Origin of the sequence: Serratia sp. 201, assembly GCF_037027545.1 — a bacterium.
GTDB lineage: Bacteria > Pseudomonadota > Gammaproteobacteria > Enterobacterales > Enterobacteriaceae > Serratia > Serratia bockelmannii.
Genome location: NZ_JAXCHC010000001.1, coordinates 1335192 through 1350654, shown reverse-complemented (window position 1 = coordinate 1350654; position 15463 = coordinate 1335192). Strand labels below are relative to the sequence as shown.

The 15463-nt window shown below is 61.0% G+C and carries 13 protein-coding genes; 7 read left to right on the top strand and 6 right to left on the bottom strand.

Annotated elements, in window-relative coordinates:
* Positions 1-104 precede the first annotated feature (104 nt).
* Together WA302_RS06955 and WA302_RS06950 are read right to left on the bottom strand one after the other, a co-directional pair.
* The gene (locus tag WA302_RS06955) at positions 105-1523 is read right to left on the bottom strand and encodes a serralysin family metalloprotease (RefSeq protein ID WP_148123368.1); all 1419 of its coding nucleotides are present in this window, start codon (positions 1521-1523) and stop codon (positions 105-107) included.
* Positions 1524-1854: 331 nt separating this feature from the next.
* The gene (locus WA302_RS06950) at positions 1855-3198 is read right to left on the bottom strand and encodes a 2-hydroxycarboxylate transporter family protein (RefSeq protein WP_049295452.1); all 1344 of its coding nucleotides are present in this window, start codon (positions 3196-3198) and stop codon (positions 1855-1857) included.
* Positions 3199-3629: 431 nt separating this feature from the next.
* Between WA302_RS06950 and pckA the strand changes: the two genes are divergently transcribed.
* A complete protein-coding gene (gene pckA / locus WA302_RS06945) occupies positions 3630-5249 on the top strand; it encodes a phosphoenolpyruvate carboxykinase (ATP) (RefSeq protein ID WP_049295451.1) in 1620 nt (539 codons plus the stop codon).
* A 56-nt stretch (positions 5250-5305) separates the two neighbouring features.
* Here pckA and WA302_RS06940 read toward each other — a convergent pair whose 3' ends face one another.
* Positions 5306-5950 (bottom strand): TetR/AcrR family transcriptional regulator, encoded by a 645-nt coding sequence (locus WA302_RS06940; RefSeq protein ID WP_261456312.1) that lies wholly within the window; start codon positions 5948-5950, stop codon positions 5306-5308.
* Positions 5951-6043: 93 nt separating this feature from the next.
* On the opposite strand from WA302_RS06940, the gene WA302_RS06935 reads away from it, so the two are divergent.
* The 5 genes from WA302_RS06935 (at position 6044) to WA302_RS06915 (ending at position 11473) form a co-directional block, all read left to right on the top strand.
* Positions 6044-6742 carry a DAPG hydrolase family protein gene (locus WA302_RS06935; protein WP_025302572.1) on the top strand — a complete coding sequence of 233 codons (699 nt, stop codon included), beginning with the start codon at positions 6044-6046 and terminating at the stop codon, positions 6740-6742.
* Between the two features lie 82 nt (positions 6743-6824).
* The gene (locus WA302_RS06930) at positions 6825-7211 is read left to right on the top strand and encodes a GFA family protein (RefSeq protein ID WP_025302571.1); all 387 of its coding nucleotides are present in this window, start codon (positions 6825-6827) and stop codon (positions 7209-7211) included.
* 90 nt (positions 7212-7301) lie between these two features.
* Positions 7302-8606 carry an MFS transporter gene (locus tag WA302_RS06925; RefSeq protein WP_043141394.1) on the top strand — a complete coding sequence of 435 codons (1305 nt, stop codon included), beginning with the start codon at positions 7302-7304 and terminating at the stop codon, positions 8604-8606.
* A gap of 168 nt (positions 8607-8774) precedes the next feature.
* Positions 8775-10034 carry an MFS transporter gene (locus tag WA302_RS06920; RefSeq protein WP_025302569.1) on the top strand — a complete coding sequence of 420 codons (1260 nt, stop codon included), beginning with the start codon at positions 8775-8777 and terminating at the stop codon, positions 10032-10034.
* Complete coding sequence (locus WA302_RS06915) at positions 10031-11473, top strand: glycoside hydrolase family 32 protein (protein WP_043141397.1); 1443 nt, start codon at positions 10031-10033, stop codon at positions 11471-11473. Before WA302_RS06920 ends, WA302_RS06915 begins: the two co-directional genes overlap by 4 nt.
* Positions 11474-11514: 41 nt before the next feature.
* Here the strand turns inward: WA302_RS06915 and WA302_RS06910 are convergent, their stop codons facing one another.
* The 3 genes from WA302_RS06910 to WA302_RS06900 all read right to left on the bottom strand — a co-directional run bounded on the left by WA302_RS06910 (position 11515) and on the right by WA302_RS06900 (position 14513).
* Complete coding sequence (locus tag WA302_RS06910; RefSeq protein ID WP_043141400.1) at positions 11515-12516, bottom strand: LacI family DNA-binding transcriptional regulator; 1002 nt, start codon at positions 12514-12516, stop codon at positions 11515-11517.
* Positions 12517-12585: 69 nt separating this feature from the next.
* On the bottom strand, positions 12586-13143 hold the full coding sequence (locus WA302_RS06905) for a HutD/Ves family protein (protein ID WP_025302566.1): 558 nt from the start codon (positions 13141-13143) through the stop codon (positions 12586-12588).
* Positions 13143-14513, bottom strand: a complete 1371-nt coding sequence (locus WA302_RS06900; protein ID WP_049209158.1) for a formimidoylglutamate deiminase — start codon at positions 14511-14513, stop codon at positions 13143-13145. Before WA302_RS06900 ends, WA302_RS06905 begins: the two co-directional genes overlap by 1 nt.
* Before the next feature lie 180 nt (positions 14514-14693).
* On the opposite strand from WA302_RS06900, the gene hutC reads away from it, so the two are divergent.
* Positions 14694-15449 (top strand): histidine utilization repressor, encoded by a 756-nt coding sequence (gene hutC, locus WA302_RS06895; protein ID WP_025302564.1) that lies wholly within the window; start codon positions 14694-14696, stop codon positions 15447-15449.
* Positions 15450-15463: the final 14 nt, after the last annotated feature.

Sequence of the window (15463 nt, the reverse complement as noted above, 5' to 3'; positions counted from 1 at the left end):
TATGCAAGCCCGGCCTTCTGCGCGCTACTATGTCACGCTAATATGACGTAATTAATAGGAATTGTCGGGTTTTTGCCCAAAACGCCCTATTTTTGTTGCCTGCATTACGCCAACACGAAATCGCCGGCATCCAGCGGCTGCCCCACCACTTTCACCAGGAAGTCGTTGCCGTCAAAGGCGCCGCCCAGGTTGATCGCCACATCGCTGACGTGATTTTGCTCATCGTAGCTCAGCTTCGCCTCGCCCGCCTTGCCGCTGAACTGATCGACGAAGCGGATGCCGTCGGCGCTGCCGGTGTTGAACAACGTCAGATCGATCTTGTCCTCGCCGCGCACGAAGTCGCGGATCCAATCCGGCGCCGCCGCCGTCGACTCATCCGCCGCAAAGTAGACGAAGGTGTCCTTGCCGGCACCGCCCCACAGCTGATCCGCCCCTTTGCCGCCGTACAGCACGTCATCGCCCGCGCCGCCCTTGAGCACGTTATCGGCGGCGTTCCCGACCAGCACATCGTTACCCGACCCGCCGATGGCATTTTCAATCGTCACGCCTGCGGCGATAGACACATTGCCTTTCAGGCCACCAACGTCCGAGAACGCCTTTTCATTCAGGTTGATGCGCTGATTTTGACCGAAGCCGGAGAAGTCGAAGGTGTCGTTGCCGCCGGCATCCCAGGCGGTGAAAATTATCTTGTCCTGCGCGCCGGTGGCGGTGAGGAAGTCGCGATCGGTGTTGGAATTGAATCCGTAAACCGTATCGCCGGTGCGGGTGTCCATGTTGGCACCGTAGAAATGCTGGATCGCCGTGATGTCGTTGAGCAACGGCCCGGAAGAGTACGCGCCTTTAAAGTCCTGCCCGGTGTTACTTTCGCTGAAATAGCTCATCAGGCTGTGCGCGCGGCTGTCCTCAAAGTAGGTCGCGTCTTTAGCGTAGGTGATGCTGACGCCCGGCGCGGCGTTATAGTCGCCCGGGTGCTGCAACCCCAGCGCATGGCCGATTTCATGGGTGAAGGTCTGGCGACCGTACTCGTTCTCATGGATCTGGTTGTTGACGAAGGTATGGTTCTTGGCGTTATACCAGGTTTGCCCGGCGACCGAAGGCGAGGTGTCCGGGTTATACGCAAAGGCATAGGAGCCGCGCGAGCTGTAGTCGAACAGGCCGAATTTGATGCTGGCAGCGGCGGTGTTGCTGGTTTCGGTGAAGGTGATGTTAGCCACGTCTGACCATGACTGCAGCGACAGTTTAGCCTGCTCGCGCTGTTCGGCGTTAAAGCTGCTGAAGCCGCTGATGCCCATGCTCGACATGTTGCCCGGCGCCTTTTCCCAGAAGCTGTAGGTCAGAGAGACCGGCGTGTCGGTCACGCCCTTGTCGTGCCAACTGCGATCGCCGCGCACCAGCTCCAGGCCGGCGTTTTCGAACGTTTTCGACGGATGAAGCACGGTAATGGTGTCGTCTTCATCGGGTTTATAAGCGCCCAACAGGGCTAATACGCCTTCGGCCTTAACGGAAGCATTGCTTGATGACATAACCTTATCTCCATATTCGTCAATTCAATCGGGGGGATGCCCCAACTGGCGGATTGCCTGAACGGCAGCGGCCCGGTGTTGAATCAATACGGGGATATCGGTAATGCGGTGGCGCCTTCCCTCGGCACTCTGAATGAGAACGATAATCCCTTAAGAGAAAAGAATAGACACATTTTCGTCGAGTACAGAATTTTCTCAGATAAAGTCCGACTATGCATTTGCGCCATACGAATGATTTTCAAGATAATCATCAGCATTATCACGATGAGCGGAAAAAAGCATAAAAAAACCGGGGCAATCCAACCCCGGTTATCCATAAGAAACTCTGGACTCAGACTAACCAACCGAGCAACAGCGTCGCGCCAATGACCGTGGAAGCGCCGCCAATGCGCGTGGCGATTTGGGCGAATGGCATCAGCCCCATACGGTTCGACGCCGACAGGATCGCCACATCGCCGGTGCCGCCCAGGCCACTGTGACAACAGGTGACGATTGCCGCCTCCACCGGGAACATCTTCAGGTAAGGCGCAATCAGGAAACTGACCAGCCCCATCGACAGCACCACCGAGCCGCAGACCACCACATAACCGACCGAGAACACTGCCACCACGCTTTCCAGCGGCACGTACAGCATGCCCAGACCGATCATCAGCGGCCACACCAGCGCCGTGGAGACGAACTTGTAGAAACTGTGCGCGCCGGTTTCCATCGAGGCCGGGATCACCCGGCAGTACTTGCACAGCACCGCGAACAGGATCATCAGCACCGGGCCGGGAATATGCACGATGTGTTCGAACAGGCCGCCGACGATAAAGAAGGCGCAGATCACCAGCAGCCCGCCGCCCATCAGTTGGAAATCGACGTTGCCGCTTTGCTCCTTGATGGCGAACATCGCGTTCTCCTGCGCCGAACGGATCAGCATGCCGTCGCCGCTCAGCGCCTTGCGCTGCATGCCGATACGCGCCAACACCCCGGCGGTCACGATGGCGAAGATGTTACCCAGCACCGCCGCCGGCGCCAGCTGCGCGACATAGACGTCCGGCGTCGAGCCCAGGATCGCCGAATAGGCCAGCGACAGCGGTAAAATCCCCTCGCCGATGCCGCCACCGATGATTGGCACGATGATGAAGAAGAAGGTGTGATAGAAGGTAAAGCCGAACAGCTTGCCCACCAGCAGCCCGGTGATCACCGCCGTGATCGTACCCACCACCAGCGGCACGAACATGCGAATCATCCCCTGGATCAGGATCACCCGGTTCATGCCGAGAATGCTGCCGACCACCAGACTGGCGATGACGAAATAAAGCAGGTTGGCGTCTTTCATCAGCAGATGGACCGTGCCCATGACGTTGGGCTGGAACACGTTGAAGTAGACCAGCACCGAGGGCACCATCAAACACAGAATGGCCGGCCCGCCGATATCGCGCAGCACGGGAATGCTTTTTCCCAACTGAGCCAGCGCAAAGCCCAGCGTCATTATCACTGCCAGGCCGCCGATCATATTTTTCGGCAGGAAGTTGGCATAGGCAGAAATCGCCACGATGGCGCAAATCGTGATAAACAACGCGATCGGTACCGCGCCGATATCCATTTGACGAAGTTGATTAATTAATCCTGAGGATTCGGACGATGCCGTATTTTTATCACAGGCCAGTTCTGCATTTATCTGTTTCATTATTCACCCTGCTGACAAGCGTACAGTACGGTTAGATTCACCTGGCGCAACATCCCGCCATTGCCAAGCAAAAACAAATGATTACGAAAAATCCTATTGTGGATTTCGCTTTTTCTAATAAGAAATAAAACAGTAGACAGCCCTGAAGATATGATAAAAAATAAAAATGCAAAACTAAATTACACCGACGAAATTCAATATTGTGACCCTCCGCCAAGGTTGGTTTTAATTAATTATCGTCAGCATTTTGTAATTAAAGTAAGCAGGTTTAAATTCGCTGCTATGCTATAGGAGGGCGAAAAAGCCCCCTGATTTATTAATAAAGAACCGGAAACGCAGTAGCTGAATCCGGTCAGCTTGATCCGAACCTTAATCCTGCGCGCGGCACCGCTCGGGAAAGAGGCATAATATGACTCATAAGGAAGTAGAATATGTCTTCACGCGCTGTTACCCCACAAACTCTCGCTCGCTACGGCATCCATCAGGCCGCCGATATCGTCTATAACCCTAGCTATGAATTGCTGTTCGCCGAAGAGACCCGCGCCGACCTGCCGCCGCTGGAACGCGGCACCCTCACCCAACTGGGTGCGGTCAACGTCGCGACCGGTGAGTTCACCGGCCGTTCGCCGAAGGACAAATACATCGTGCGCGACGACACCACGCGCGATACCGTCTGGTGGTCGGACAACGGCACCGGCAAGAACGACAACCAGCCGCTCTCGCCGGAAGTCTGGCAGCATCTGAAGACGCTGGTGGGCAACCAGCTCTCCGGCAAGCGTTTGTTCGTGGTGGACGCGTTCTGCGGCGCCAACGCCGACACGCGCCTGAAAGTGCGCTTCATTACCGAGGTGGCCTGGCAGGCGCACTTCGTGAAAAACATGTTTATTCGCCCGAGCGACGCCGAACTGGCGGACTTCGAGCCGGACTTCGTGGTAATGAACGGCGCCAAATGCACCAACCCGGACTGGCAGCAGCAAGGGCTGCATTCGGAGAACTTCGTCGCCTTCAACCTGACGGAACGCATGCAGCTGATCGGCGGCACCTGGTACGGCGGCGAAATGAAAAAAGGCCTGTTCTCGATCATGAACTACCTGCTGCCGCTGAAGGGCATCGCCTCGATGCACTGCTCGGCCAACGTGGGCGAGAAAGGCGACGTGGCGGTGTTCTTCGGCCTGTCCGGCACCGGCAAAACCACCCTCTCCACCGATCCGAAACGCCAGCTTATCGGCGATGACGAGCACGGCTGGGACGACGACGGCGTGTTCAACTTCGAAGGCGGCTGCTACGCCAAGACCATCAAGCTGTCGCCGCAGGCGGAGCCGGAAATCTATCAGGCGATCCGCCGCGATGCGCTGCTGGAAAACGTCACCGTGCTGGCCGACGGCAGCATCGACTTCGACGATGCCAGCAAAACCGAGAACACCCGCGTCTCCTATCCGATTTATCACATCGAGAACATCGTCAAACCGGTGTCCAAAGCCGGCCATGCGCGCAAGATCATCTTCCTGACCGCCGACGCCTTTGGCGTACTGCCGCCGGTATCGCGCCTGACGCCTGAGCAAACCCAGTACCACTTCCTGTCCGGCTTCACCGCCAAGCTGGCCGGCACCGAGCGCGGCATCACCGCCCCGACGCCGACCTTCTCCGCCTGCTTCGGCGCCGCTTTCCTGACGCTGCACCCGACGCAGTACGCCGAAGTGCTGGTGAAACGCATGGAGGCCGCCGGCGCCCAGGCTTACCTGGTCAACACCGGCTGGAACGGCAGCGGCAAACGTATTTCTATCAAAGATACGCGCGGCATTATCGACGCTATTCTGAATGGCGACATTGAGCAGGCCGAGACCTTCACGCTGCCGATCTTCGGGCTGGCAGTGCCGACCGCGCTGCCGGGCGTCGATCCGTCGATTCTCGATCCGCGCAAAACCTATGCCGACGAATCGCTGTGGCAGGAGAAAGCGCAGGATCTGGCCCAGCGCTTTATCGATAACTTCGCCAAATATACCGTCACCCCGGCGGGCGAAAAGCTGGTGAACGCTGGGCCGAAGCTGTAACGCAGACGTTTTGCATCCTGTTGTTCAAGGGCCGATTCGTCGGCCCTTTTTTGTATTCACGCTTCCGCCAGCAAACCCGGCATCACCAGCGCCACCGCCGCCGCGATGCGCTCGTCGATCGCGCTGCCCGGCGGCAACAGTCCCAGCGTCATCTGCCGTAGCGGTTCGGCGATGGTCATCGCCAACAGCAAGTCGCTGGTTTGCGCCCAGTCGCGCGCACGCAGCCAGCCGCACTGCTGCTGGCGCTGCAGCCAGTCCGCCACCGTAGCCCGGCCGCGCTGAATGCCGTTGCGCTGATAGCTGTCCAGCAGCGCCTCGCGCCCCGGAAACTCGCTTTGCAGCAGCCGAAACATCCCTACCGCCTCGGCGCTCAATACCTGCTGCGCTATGGCCTTCAGCCCCTTTTCCAACAGTGGCACCACCGCCGCCCGTTGCCCGGCATCCTGGGCGAAGGCCGGCTGAAACGCCTCGGTCCAGCCGCTCACCGCCTGCGCGACCAGTTCGTCGCGATTGGCCGCAAACCGATACAGGGTTTTTTTAGCCACCCCGGCGCGTTTCGCCACCGCGTCCACCGTTGCTGCGGCATAGCCGCCGTCGAGCAGCAACGCCAGCGTCGCTTGCGCCAGCGCGGCTCGCAGCGCCGTTTCCGGCGTGGCCGGCCGGCCGCGAGCGCGCGGCGGTTCTTCATTCGGGTTCGCCATATTTATTCCTCACAAGCATTGACAGACTCAGCATAGCGGCATAGTTTTATTTTGGAAACACAATTCGTTTCCAAAATAAAACAGGAACCCATTATGACACATCCTTCCTTGCTGGCGCCCTGGGGCGTTAACGATATCAACGAGTTGCTCAAACCTGAACCGCTGCGGCTGGAGATGGGGCTGAGTCGCAGCGCCGACGGTTTGCTGACCGTCGCGGTCCGTACCGATCTGCACGGCTGCAAGGGGCGCATGCTGGATTGGTGGTTCACCTTCTTTGAGAACACGCAGCACATCAACTGGTGGCACCCGCACGATCACGTCGAACATCGCGGCTGGGATCGCCATTGGAAAAAAGGGGAAAGCTACGTCGGCGCCAGCATCGAAGCGGTCGAATGGCTGGCGGAACTGCCGCCGGTCGCGGCACGCCTCAAGTTTCACGCCGCCGAGGACTTCTTCGCGCCGCAGCCGCTGCGCCAGGCGCGTGATGCGCAGGCGCTCTCCGCCGCCGTGTGTGCGCGCATCGGCTTCGGCGATCAGGTGGCGTTGGATGACAACGGCGATCCCTGCGACGGCGAGATGCTGCATCTGGCGCGCGATACGCCGTACGGGTGCGTGCTGCGCAGCCGTTTCCTGCTGGGTAAAGCCTGCGCCAACGCCCACGACGAACTCTCGGACGACATCGGGTTTAACCTGATGCGCCACTGCTACAACGAGTTCAGCTATCTGGCACAGTTCCTGCCATCGCTGTACTATGCCGAAAACGGCCGCGAGCCGGCGCCGTTACTCTGGTAAGCCACCGACGGGGCCTGTTATTTTTTCGCGATGCCGCTATAGTGATTTTCATCGCCATTCCCGCGTTTATGACGGAGAACTCATGGAAAATCCAGGCTATAGCGGCGGCTGCCTGTGCGGACATATTCGCTTTCAGGTGCACGGCCTGCCCGGTAACCCACACAGCTGTTCCTGCGAATTTTGCCGGCGCCACTCCGGTGCACCGACGCTCTGCTGGGTCGAATTTCCGCGTCAGGCCGTCGAGTGGAACGGCCCGGGCGGCATGCCCACGCTCTACCGCTCTTCCCCCTATTCCAGCCGCGCCTTTTGCCCGCGCTGCGGCAGCACGCTGGGGGCGATCGACGACGAGCCGACGGTGGCGTTGAGCACCGGCAGCTTCGATCGGGCCGATCTGCCGGAGCTGCGCCCGGTCTCGCACGCGTTCGCCGATGTTTGCCCCGAATGGTGGCATATCGACGGCATGCGCTGAGCGCCTCACAGTTCCCGCTGAAATCAATTGATTGTTTTGTCGTATAAATTTAGAACTGACGAACAATAATTCAAATGTATGGGAACGGGGATGAATCAACAGACTCTCGACGCGCGCCGTTCGCGTCAGGCGTTGCTGGCCGGCTCGGTTGGCAACTTTATCGAATGGTATGAGTTCGGGGTGTACGGGTTCCTGGCTACCGTCATCGCCGCCAATTTTTTCACGCTGCAGGGTGAAAATGAAGTCACCAGCCTGATCCTCACCTACGCCGCCTTCGCGCTGGCGTTTTTCTGCCGGCCGATCGGCGCGGTGATCTTCGGCCGCATCGGCGATCGCATCGGCCGTCGCCCGACGCTGATTGCGGTTCTGTTGTTGATGACGCTGGCCACCGCACTGATCGGCGTCATGCCGACCTATGCCTCGATCGGCGTCGCCGCCCCGCTGCTGCTGACGCTGCTGCGCATGTTTCAGGGGCTGTTCGCCGGCGGCGAATTCGGCGGCGCCGTATCACTGATGACCGAATTCGCCCCGAAGGGCAAACGCGGGCTGTTCGGCGCCTGGCAATCGTTGACCGTCGCGCTCGGCCTGCTGGCCGGGGCCGGGCTGGTGGCGCTGCTGGCCGCGCTGCTCAGCGTGCAGCAGCTGCATGACTGGGGCTGGCGCATTCCCTTCCTGCTGGCGCTGCCGATGGGCGCTGTGGCGCTGTGGCTGCGGCTCAAGCTCGAAGAGACGCCCACGTTTACCCAGGCGCAACAGGCCGCGGAACACAGTGCCGCACCGCAGGAGGCGAGCTTGGGCGGCGTGGCGAAAACCATATTGATCGGCATCGGCCGCATGATGGGCTGGTCGGCCGCCGGCTATACCTTCCTGGTGGTGATGCCTTCCTATTTGCAAACCTCGTTGCACGCCACCTTCCAGCAGGCGCTGGTGGCGACGGTGCTGGCCAACGTCGGCTTCGCCCTGACCATTCTGCCGGCGGGCATCATCAGCGACAAACTGGGGCGTAAAACGGTGATGCTGACGGCGGTGGCGGCGGTGATCCTGTTCACCTTCCCGCTGCTGCACCTGTTGCAGGATGCGCAGAGTTCACTGTGGGCCAAAGGGCTGGCAGTGATGGTCGCCGGCGCCGTAGTCGGCCTGCTGGCCGGCCCCGGCCCGGCGATGCTGGCGGAAATGTTCCCGACCCGGGTGCGTTATACCGGCTTGGGGCTGGCTTACTCGCTGTCCAATGCGGTGTTTTCCGGCTCGGCCGGGCTGATTATCACCGGCCTCATCAAACAGACCGGCAATATCGACATTCCCGCCTACTACGTGGTCGCCACCTCGGTGGTCAGCCTGTTTGTGCTGATGACGCTGCGCCGCGACGATCATCTGCGCTCGCTTAACGAACGTTAATCCTCCGGGGGCACATCGCCCCCTTGCCAACTCGTGACCTCGATCACAAGGCAAAAATGTTAACGTTAACTTTTGTGATTAACATCTCATGCGTGATATCTGGCCGCTTCATCCCTTCGCGAGTTAACGTTAACAATAGAGCTAACTTCACTCACCGGGGCCCTACCCATGAACCGCGAAACTAAAAAATATTACGTGCTGCTCAGCGGCCTGCTGTTCTTCTTTTTCTTCACCTGGTCTTCCAGCTTTTCGCTGATCTCGCTGTGGCTGAATCAGAAGATCGGCCTGAAAGGCGCCGAGACCGGCCTGATCTTCTCCGCTATCTCGTTGGTGGCGCTGTGCGCCCAGCCGCTGTACGGGTTTATTCAGGATAAACTTGGGCTGCGCAAACACCTGCTGCAGTTTCTCGGCGTGATGCTGCTGCTGACCGGCCCGTTCTTTATCTACGTTTACGCCCCGCTGCTGGCGAGCAGCCTGCCGCTCGGCGCTTTGGTCGGCGGGGTGTTCATCGGCGCGACCTTCTTCGCCGGTATCGGCGCGCTGGAATCTTATACCGAGCGAGTCAGCCGCATCAGCGGTTTCGAATTCGGCCGCGCCCGCATGTGGGGCTCGCTCGGCTGGGCCAGCGCCACCTTTGTGGCCGGTTTTATCTTCAATATCAATCCGAACATCAATTTCTGGCTGGCCTCCGCCGCCGCCGTGGTGTTCCTGGTGCTGCTCAGCCAGGTACGCGAGCTGAAGCCGAACGCCATGGCCGGCCTGGCGTTCGGCAAACCGGAAAACCTGCGGCTGCAGGACGCGCTGGCGCTGCTGCGCATGCCCGGCTTCTGGGCACTGGTGGTGTTTGTGCTGGGGATCAGCGTATACAACGTTTTCGATCAGCAATTTTCGGTCTACTTCGCTTCACAGTTCGCTTCTCGCGCACAGGGCAACGAGATGTACGGTTTTCTCAACTCGCTGCAGGTCTTCCTCGAGGCCGGCGGCATGTTCCTGGCGCCGCTGCTGGTGAACCGCATCGGCGCCAAACAGGGGCTGTTGCTGGCCGGTGGCGTGATGGCGCTGCGCATGTTCGGTTCCGGCTTAGTCAGCGGCGCCCTGATGATCTCCGCCATGAAACTGCTGCACGCCGTAGAATTGCCAATCCTGCTGATCGCTATCTTCAAATACATCGCGAGCCGCTTTGACAGCCGACTCTCCTCCACACTGTACCTGGTAGGCTTCCAGTTCATCACCCAGGTGATGGCCAGCTTCCTGTCGCCGCTGGCGGGCTACGGTTATGACCGCATCGGCTTTGCCGACACCTATCTGCTGATGGGCTGCGCGGTCGCCGCCACGACGCTTGTCTCCTGTTTCCTGCTGCGCGGCGAACGTTCCGCCAGCGTAGCCCCCTTTCAATCCGCCATTAAATCAAGTGAGTCTGTCCAATGAACACTGCCTTAGCTCAAGCCGACCATGCGGTCGAAGCCCTGCGTGCAGAGCGCCGAGACGATTACTACCCGCAGTTCCATCTCGCGCCGCCCGCCGGCTGGATCAACGATCCCAACGGCCTGATCTGTATTGACGGCGTCTATCATGCCTTCTTCCAGCATCACCCCTATAGCGAACACTGGGGCCCCATGCACTGGGGGCACGCGACCAGCCGCGACCTGATACGCTGGCAGCATCAGCCCATCGCCCTGGCACCCGATGCGCCCTATGACAAAGACGGTTGCTTTTCCGGCTGCGCCGTAGATGACAACGGTGTGCTGACGCTGATTTACACCGGCCACGTGTGGCTGGGCGAACCCGGTGACGACAGCCAGGTGCGGGAAGTGCAATGTCTGGCCACCAGCGAAGACGGCATACGCTTCATCAAACACGGGCCGGTACTGGCCCCGCCGGACGGCATTCAGCATTTTCGCGATCCGAAAGTCTGGTGCGAAAACGGCGAATGGTGGCTGGTGGTCGGCGCCAAAGAAAACGGCCTGGGCCAGGTGCGCCTGTACCGCTCTGCCGACCTGCGCGCCTGGCGCTTCGATCGGGTGCTGGCCGGCGCGCAAACGGCGCATCAGGGCTATATGTGGGAATGCCCGGATTTCTTCCCGCTGGGGGAGCAACACCTGCTGCTGTTTTCGCCGCAGGGGTTGGCGGCGCAGGGCTATCGCTATCGCAATCGCTTCCAGAGCGGCTATCTGCTCGGCCACTGGCGGCCGGACGGCGACTTTACGGTGACCCAGCCCTTCTGTGAGCTGGATGCCGGCCACGATTTCTATGCGCCGCAAACCTTCACCGCCGCCGACGGCCGTCGGCTGCTGTTTACCTGGATGGATATGTGGGAATCCCCAATGCCCAGCAAAGCGCATCGCTGGGCCGGCGCCCTCACCCTGCCGCGCGAACTGACGCTGGCCGCCGACGGCAGCGTCCGCATGAACCCGGCGCGTGAACTGGCGGCGCTGCGCCGAGAGCCACACACGTTTTTGGCGCAGACGCTGACCAATCAGCATCTGCCGCTGACGAACGACGTGCAGGAACTCACCCTGACGTTGAGGCCGGCCGACAACGACGCCGAGCGTTACGGGCTGGCTATCGGGAGTGCGGCGCGCCTGTTTGTCGACAATCAGGCGCACCGACTGGTGCTGGAGCGTTTTCATGAAAACCCCGCCCTGTGCACCTGCCGCAGTGTGCCGCTGCCGGAGGGTGACATCCTGTCGCTGCGGATCTTTATCGATCGCTCATCGCTGGAAATCTTCGTGAATCAGGGAGAGGCCTGCCTGACCAGCCGCATCTATCCGACGGCGGGCGATCGCCGTCTCAGCCTGTTCGCCGAAGGCGGCCGGGCGCAGTTCGAGCCCATCACGGGATGGCAGTTGGCGAGCATCTGGGGGTAATGGGAATGAGCGCCGGGCGCGCAGCGGCGCGCCCGGTGTGGCTACAGCGAACCACGCTCCAACAGCGGGCAAGGCACTTTCACCGTATCACGCTGTTCCCGCCGCTCAATCACATGCAGCGCCGCAAGACGGCCCAACTCGTAATGCGGCAGCTGCACCGTCGTCAATGCCGGCAGGAACAGCTCACCGGTGCCGACCATATTGTCGTAGCCCAGCACCGCCACCTGTTGCGGTATCCGCCATCCTTGCGCCAGCAATACCTGATACACCAGAAACGCTATCCGATCGTTTCCGCACACCACGACATCGGAATCGCGCCGTCCTGCAGAGAAATGCCGCTCCAGCAACGCGACGCAGTCGCGATAGCTTTGATCGCCGCCGCTCAGATCGAGATGATACTGCTGCAGCTGTTCAACATCGCGCCCCGCTTCGCGCCAGGCGCGTTCCAGACCGCGGCGGCGCAGGCCCGCCGCCAGCGTATCCGCCGGTAAATGAATGCACAATGGCGCGCGATAGCCTTTGGCGATCAGCGTGCGCGTGGCGTCATACTGCCCTTGCTCATCATCAGGAATGTAGCTGGCGATCGAATGCGCCGGGCTGACGCAGTTGGCCAACACCAGCTTTTTGTCCAGCAGTTTGGCCGGTAGCGTCACCTCACGCAGCCCCATCGTGGTGAATATCACCCCATCCGGTCGATGCGCCAACAGCAGATCGACGGTCTGTTCGGCGTTGTCGTCGGCAAACAGGTTGACGACGAAGCTGTTCCAGCCGCGCTCGCGCGCGGTTTTCTCAATCGACAGGATCATTTCCACCGAGAACGGCGTCGTGGCGGTGTCCAGCGCCAGCACGCCGAGCGTCTGTACGCGATTTCCGTCACCGCGAATACGCCGCGCCGACAGATCCGGCACGTAGTCCAACTCGTCGATAGCCTGTTTGACGCGGTGATAAGTTTCCGGCCGCAGCTTGCCGGGTTCATTGATGGCGCGGGACACCGTCATCAACGAGACTCCGGCAAGTTTTGCGACGTCTTTCAGCGAAGCCATGCGCCCTTCTTTATGATTAATGGGGAAAAGTGAATAATCCCATAACCGGGCGCAGGACTCTACTCTGCGTTAGCAGGCTGTGATGTTCGCCCACAGGATCGCGCCGTCGGCCGTCAGCGGCGCCACTTCGCCGCCCGCCGCCGTCCACCAGACACCCTCGCGCGCCCGCAGTTCTCCGCCCTCCGGCAGCGACCAAACGCCGCTCAGCACATACAGCACGCCCGCCCGGTTGGGTGACAGGGTGACGGGCACCGTGCTGCGCAGCACCTCGGCCGCCTGCCGGCCGCGGCGTGTCATGATGTTGAAATCCTGACTGGCGCCGCCCAGCAGCGTCGCTTCCAGCGCCACATCGCCGGAAAAGGCGAACGGCTCCCCGATACGCGCCAACTGATGGTCGATATGCCCGGCGCTGAACAGCCGCACGCCGTCGCCTTCCAGCAACGTTATCGAGCGATCGATGCCCGCAAAGGCGGAAAACGGCCCGTCCTGCGCGATGGTGGCGATACTGGCGCGCCAGTCGAAATCCGGCTCGCCCGGCGGCCAGCTGACGATTTCACGGGTTTCCCCACCGCCGTTGCGCCACGGGCTGACCGGCAGCGCGGCGAAGTTAAAACGGGTCAGGCTCATTACGCCTCCTGCTGAAAGGTTTTCAGCACCTGCAGGAACTCTGCGCTGCTCTGCTGTTGCAGCGCGTGCCGCCCCTGATCGATCACCTGCCGGCCACCGACGAACACGTCGCGAATTTGCTCCTTGCCGCCGGCGAACAGCCAGCGATTGAGGATCGAGGCATCCGGCGCCGCCGCCAAATACGGATCGTCGCCGTCCAGCACCAGCCAGTCGGCGCGATAGCCGCTCTGCAACCGGCCGATCGGCGCGCCGCACGCCTGCGCGCCACCCTGTAGCGCCTGCAGGTACAGCACATCGCCCACCGCCGACTGTTCCGGTGTCGTCAGGCGATTGCGACGCTGATCGCGCAGCCGCTGGCCGTATTCAAACCAGCGCAGCTCTTCCACCACGTTGAGCGAAACGTGGCTGTCGGAACCGATGCCCCAGCGCCCCTGCTGCTGCAGGTAAGCGTCGCCAGGGAAAATGCCGTCGCCGAGGTTGGCTTCGGTGGTCAGGCACAGGCCGGCCACCGCGCGGCTGCGCGCCAGCGCTTCCAGCTCGTCGCGATCCAGATGGGTGGCGTGCACCAGACACCAGCGCTGATCGACCGGCAGGTGGTCATACAGCCAGGCCACCGGGCGCTGTCCGCTCCACGCCAGACAGTCGTTCACCTCTTTTTGCTGCTCGGCGATATGAATATGCACCGGCAAGGTGCGATCCGACGCGGCCAAAATCTGCTGCATCTGCCCCAGCTCCACCGCACGCAGCGAGTGGAAGCACAGCCCCTGGTTCTGCAACGGGCGATCCGCCAGCTGACGGGCAATCACCTGCTGCTGATGCAGATAGCTTTCGGTGTCCTGGATAAAACGTTTCTGCCCCGGCTGGGCCGCCTGGGCGCCGAAACCGGCGTAGCTGTAAAGCACCGGCAGCATCGTCATGCCGATGCCGGCCTGATGCGCGGCCGCGCTGAGGCGACCGGTCATCTCGCCGCGATCGGCGTAAGGCTTGCCGTCGGCGTCGTGATGCAGGTAGTGGAATTCGGCCACCTGGGTGTATCCGCCCTTGAGCATTTCGATATACAGTTGACGGGCGACTACCTCCACCTGCTCCGGCGTCAGGCGCTGCACCAGGCGGTACATCAGATCACGCCAGGTCCAGAAGCTGTCCTGCGGATTACCCGCCACTTCCGCCAGCCCGGCCATCGCGCGCTGGAAAGCGTGGGAGTGCAGGTTCGGCATGCCCGGCACCGCGTCGCCGTGCAGCCGGATGCAGCCTTGCGGCTCAGCGTTGGCGGTAACTTGAGTCAGATAACCTTGCGCATCGACGTCCAGCCGGACGTTATGCGCCCAGCCCTCAGGGAGCAAAGCGCGTGGGGCAAAATAAGCAGGCATGGCAGTATTCCACGGTTGATGTAACGGCGAATGAGGCGCGGCGATGGCGCGCATTCAGGAATTTTTGGCGGTCGCCGGCAAGTTTCTGGCGCGACGGCCACTAGTTGTATATACATATACATACGCCGACATCAACAGTAAACTGGTGTTATTATTTTTTTATTTGACGAGGTTAACGTCGTGGCTGAACAACAGACCGTGTTACAACTGGCGGCTGCAATGAGCGATGCCCCCGCCCCGATCTACCAACGGGTCAAACAGGCGATCGTGAATCAAATTCGTGCGGGACATTGGCAACCGCACCAGCGCGTGCCCTCCGAAAGTGAACTGGTGGCGGAACTGGGCGTCAGCCGCATGACCATCAACCGCGCGTTGCGCGAGCTGACCAGCGAAGGTTTTTTGATCCGCATGCAGGGCGTCGGCACCTTCGTCGCCGAAGCCAAGGCGCATACCGCGCTGCTGGAAGTGCACAACATCGCCGATGAGATCGCCGCGCGCGGTCATCGCCACAGCAGCAAGATCCTCGAGCTGAAGGCCCGCCCGGCCAGCGAGGAAGAGGCGACGGCGCTGGGCATTCAACCCGGCCAACGGCTGTTCTACTCGCAGATCGTGCATTACGAAAATGACGTGCCGGTGCAGGTGGAAGACCGCTGCGTCAACCCGCTGGTGGCGCCGGATTACCTGAAGCAGGATTTCGACCGCGTCACGCCTTACACCTATCTGACGCAGGCCGCGCCGCTGACCGCCGGCGAACACATCGTCGAAGCGGTGATCCCCACCCGGCGCGAAAGCGAGCTGCTGCAGCTGGAAGACCACGAACCCGGCCTGCTGATCCACCGCCGCACCTGGTCCGGCAAAACCGTGGTGACCTCGGCCAGGCTGCTGTACCCCGGCAGCCGTTATCAACTGTTCGGCCGCTTCACCAGCGAAGTCTGATCCCCGGCGGGCGC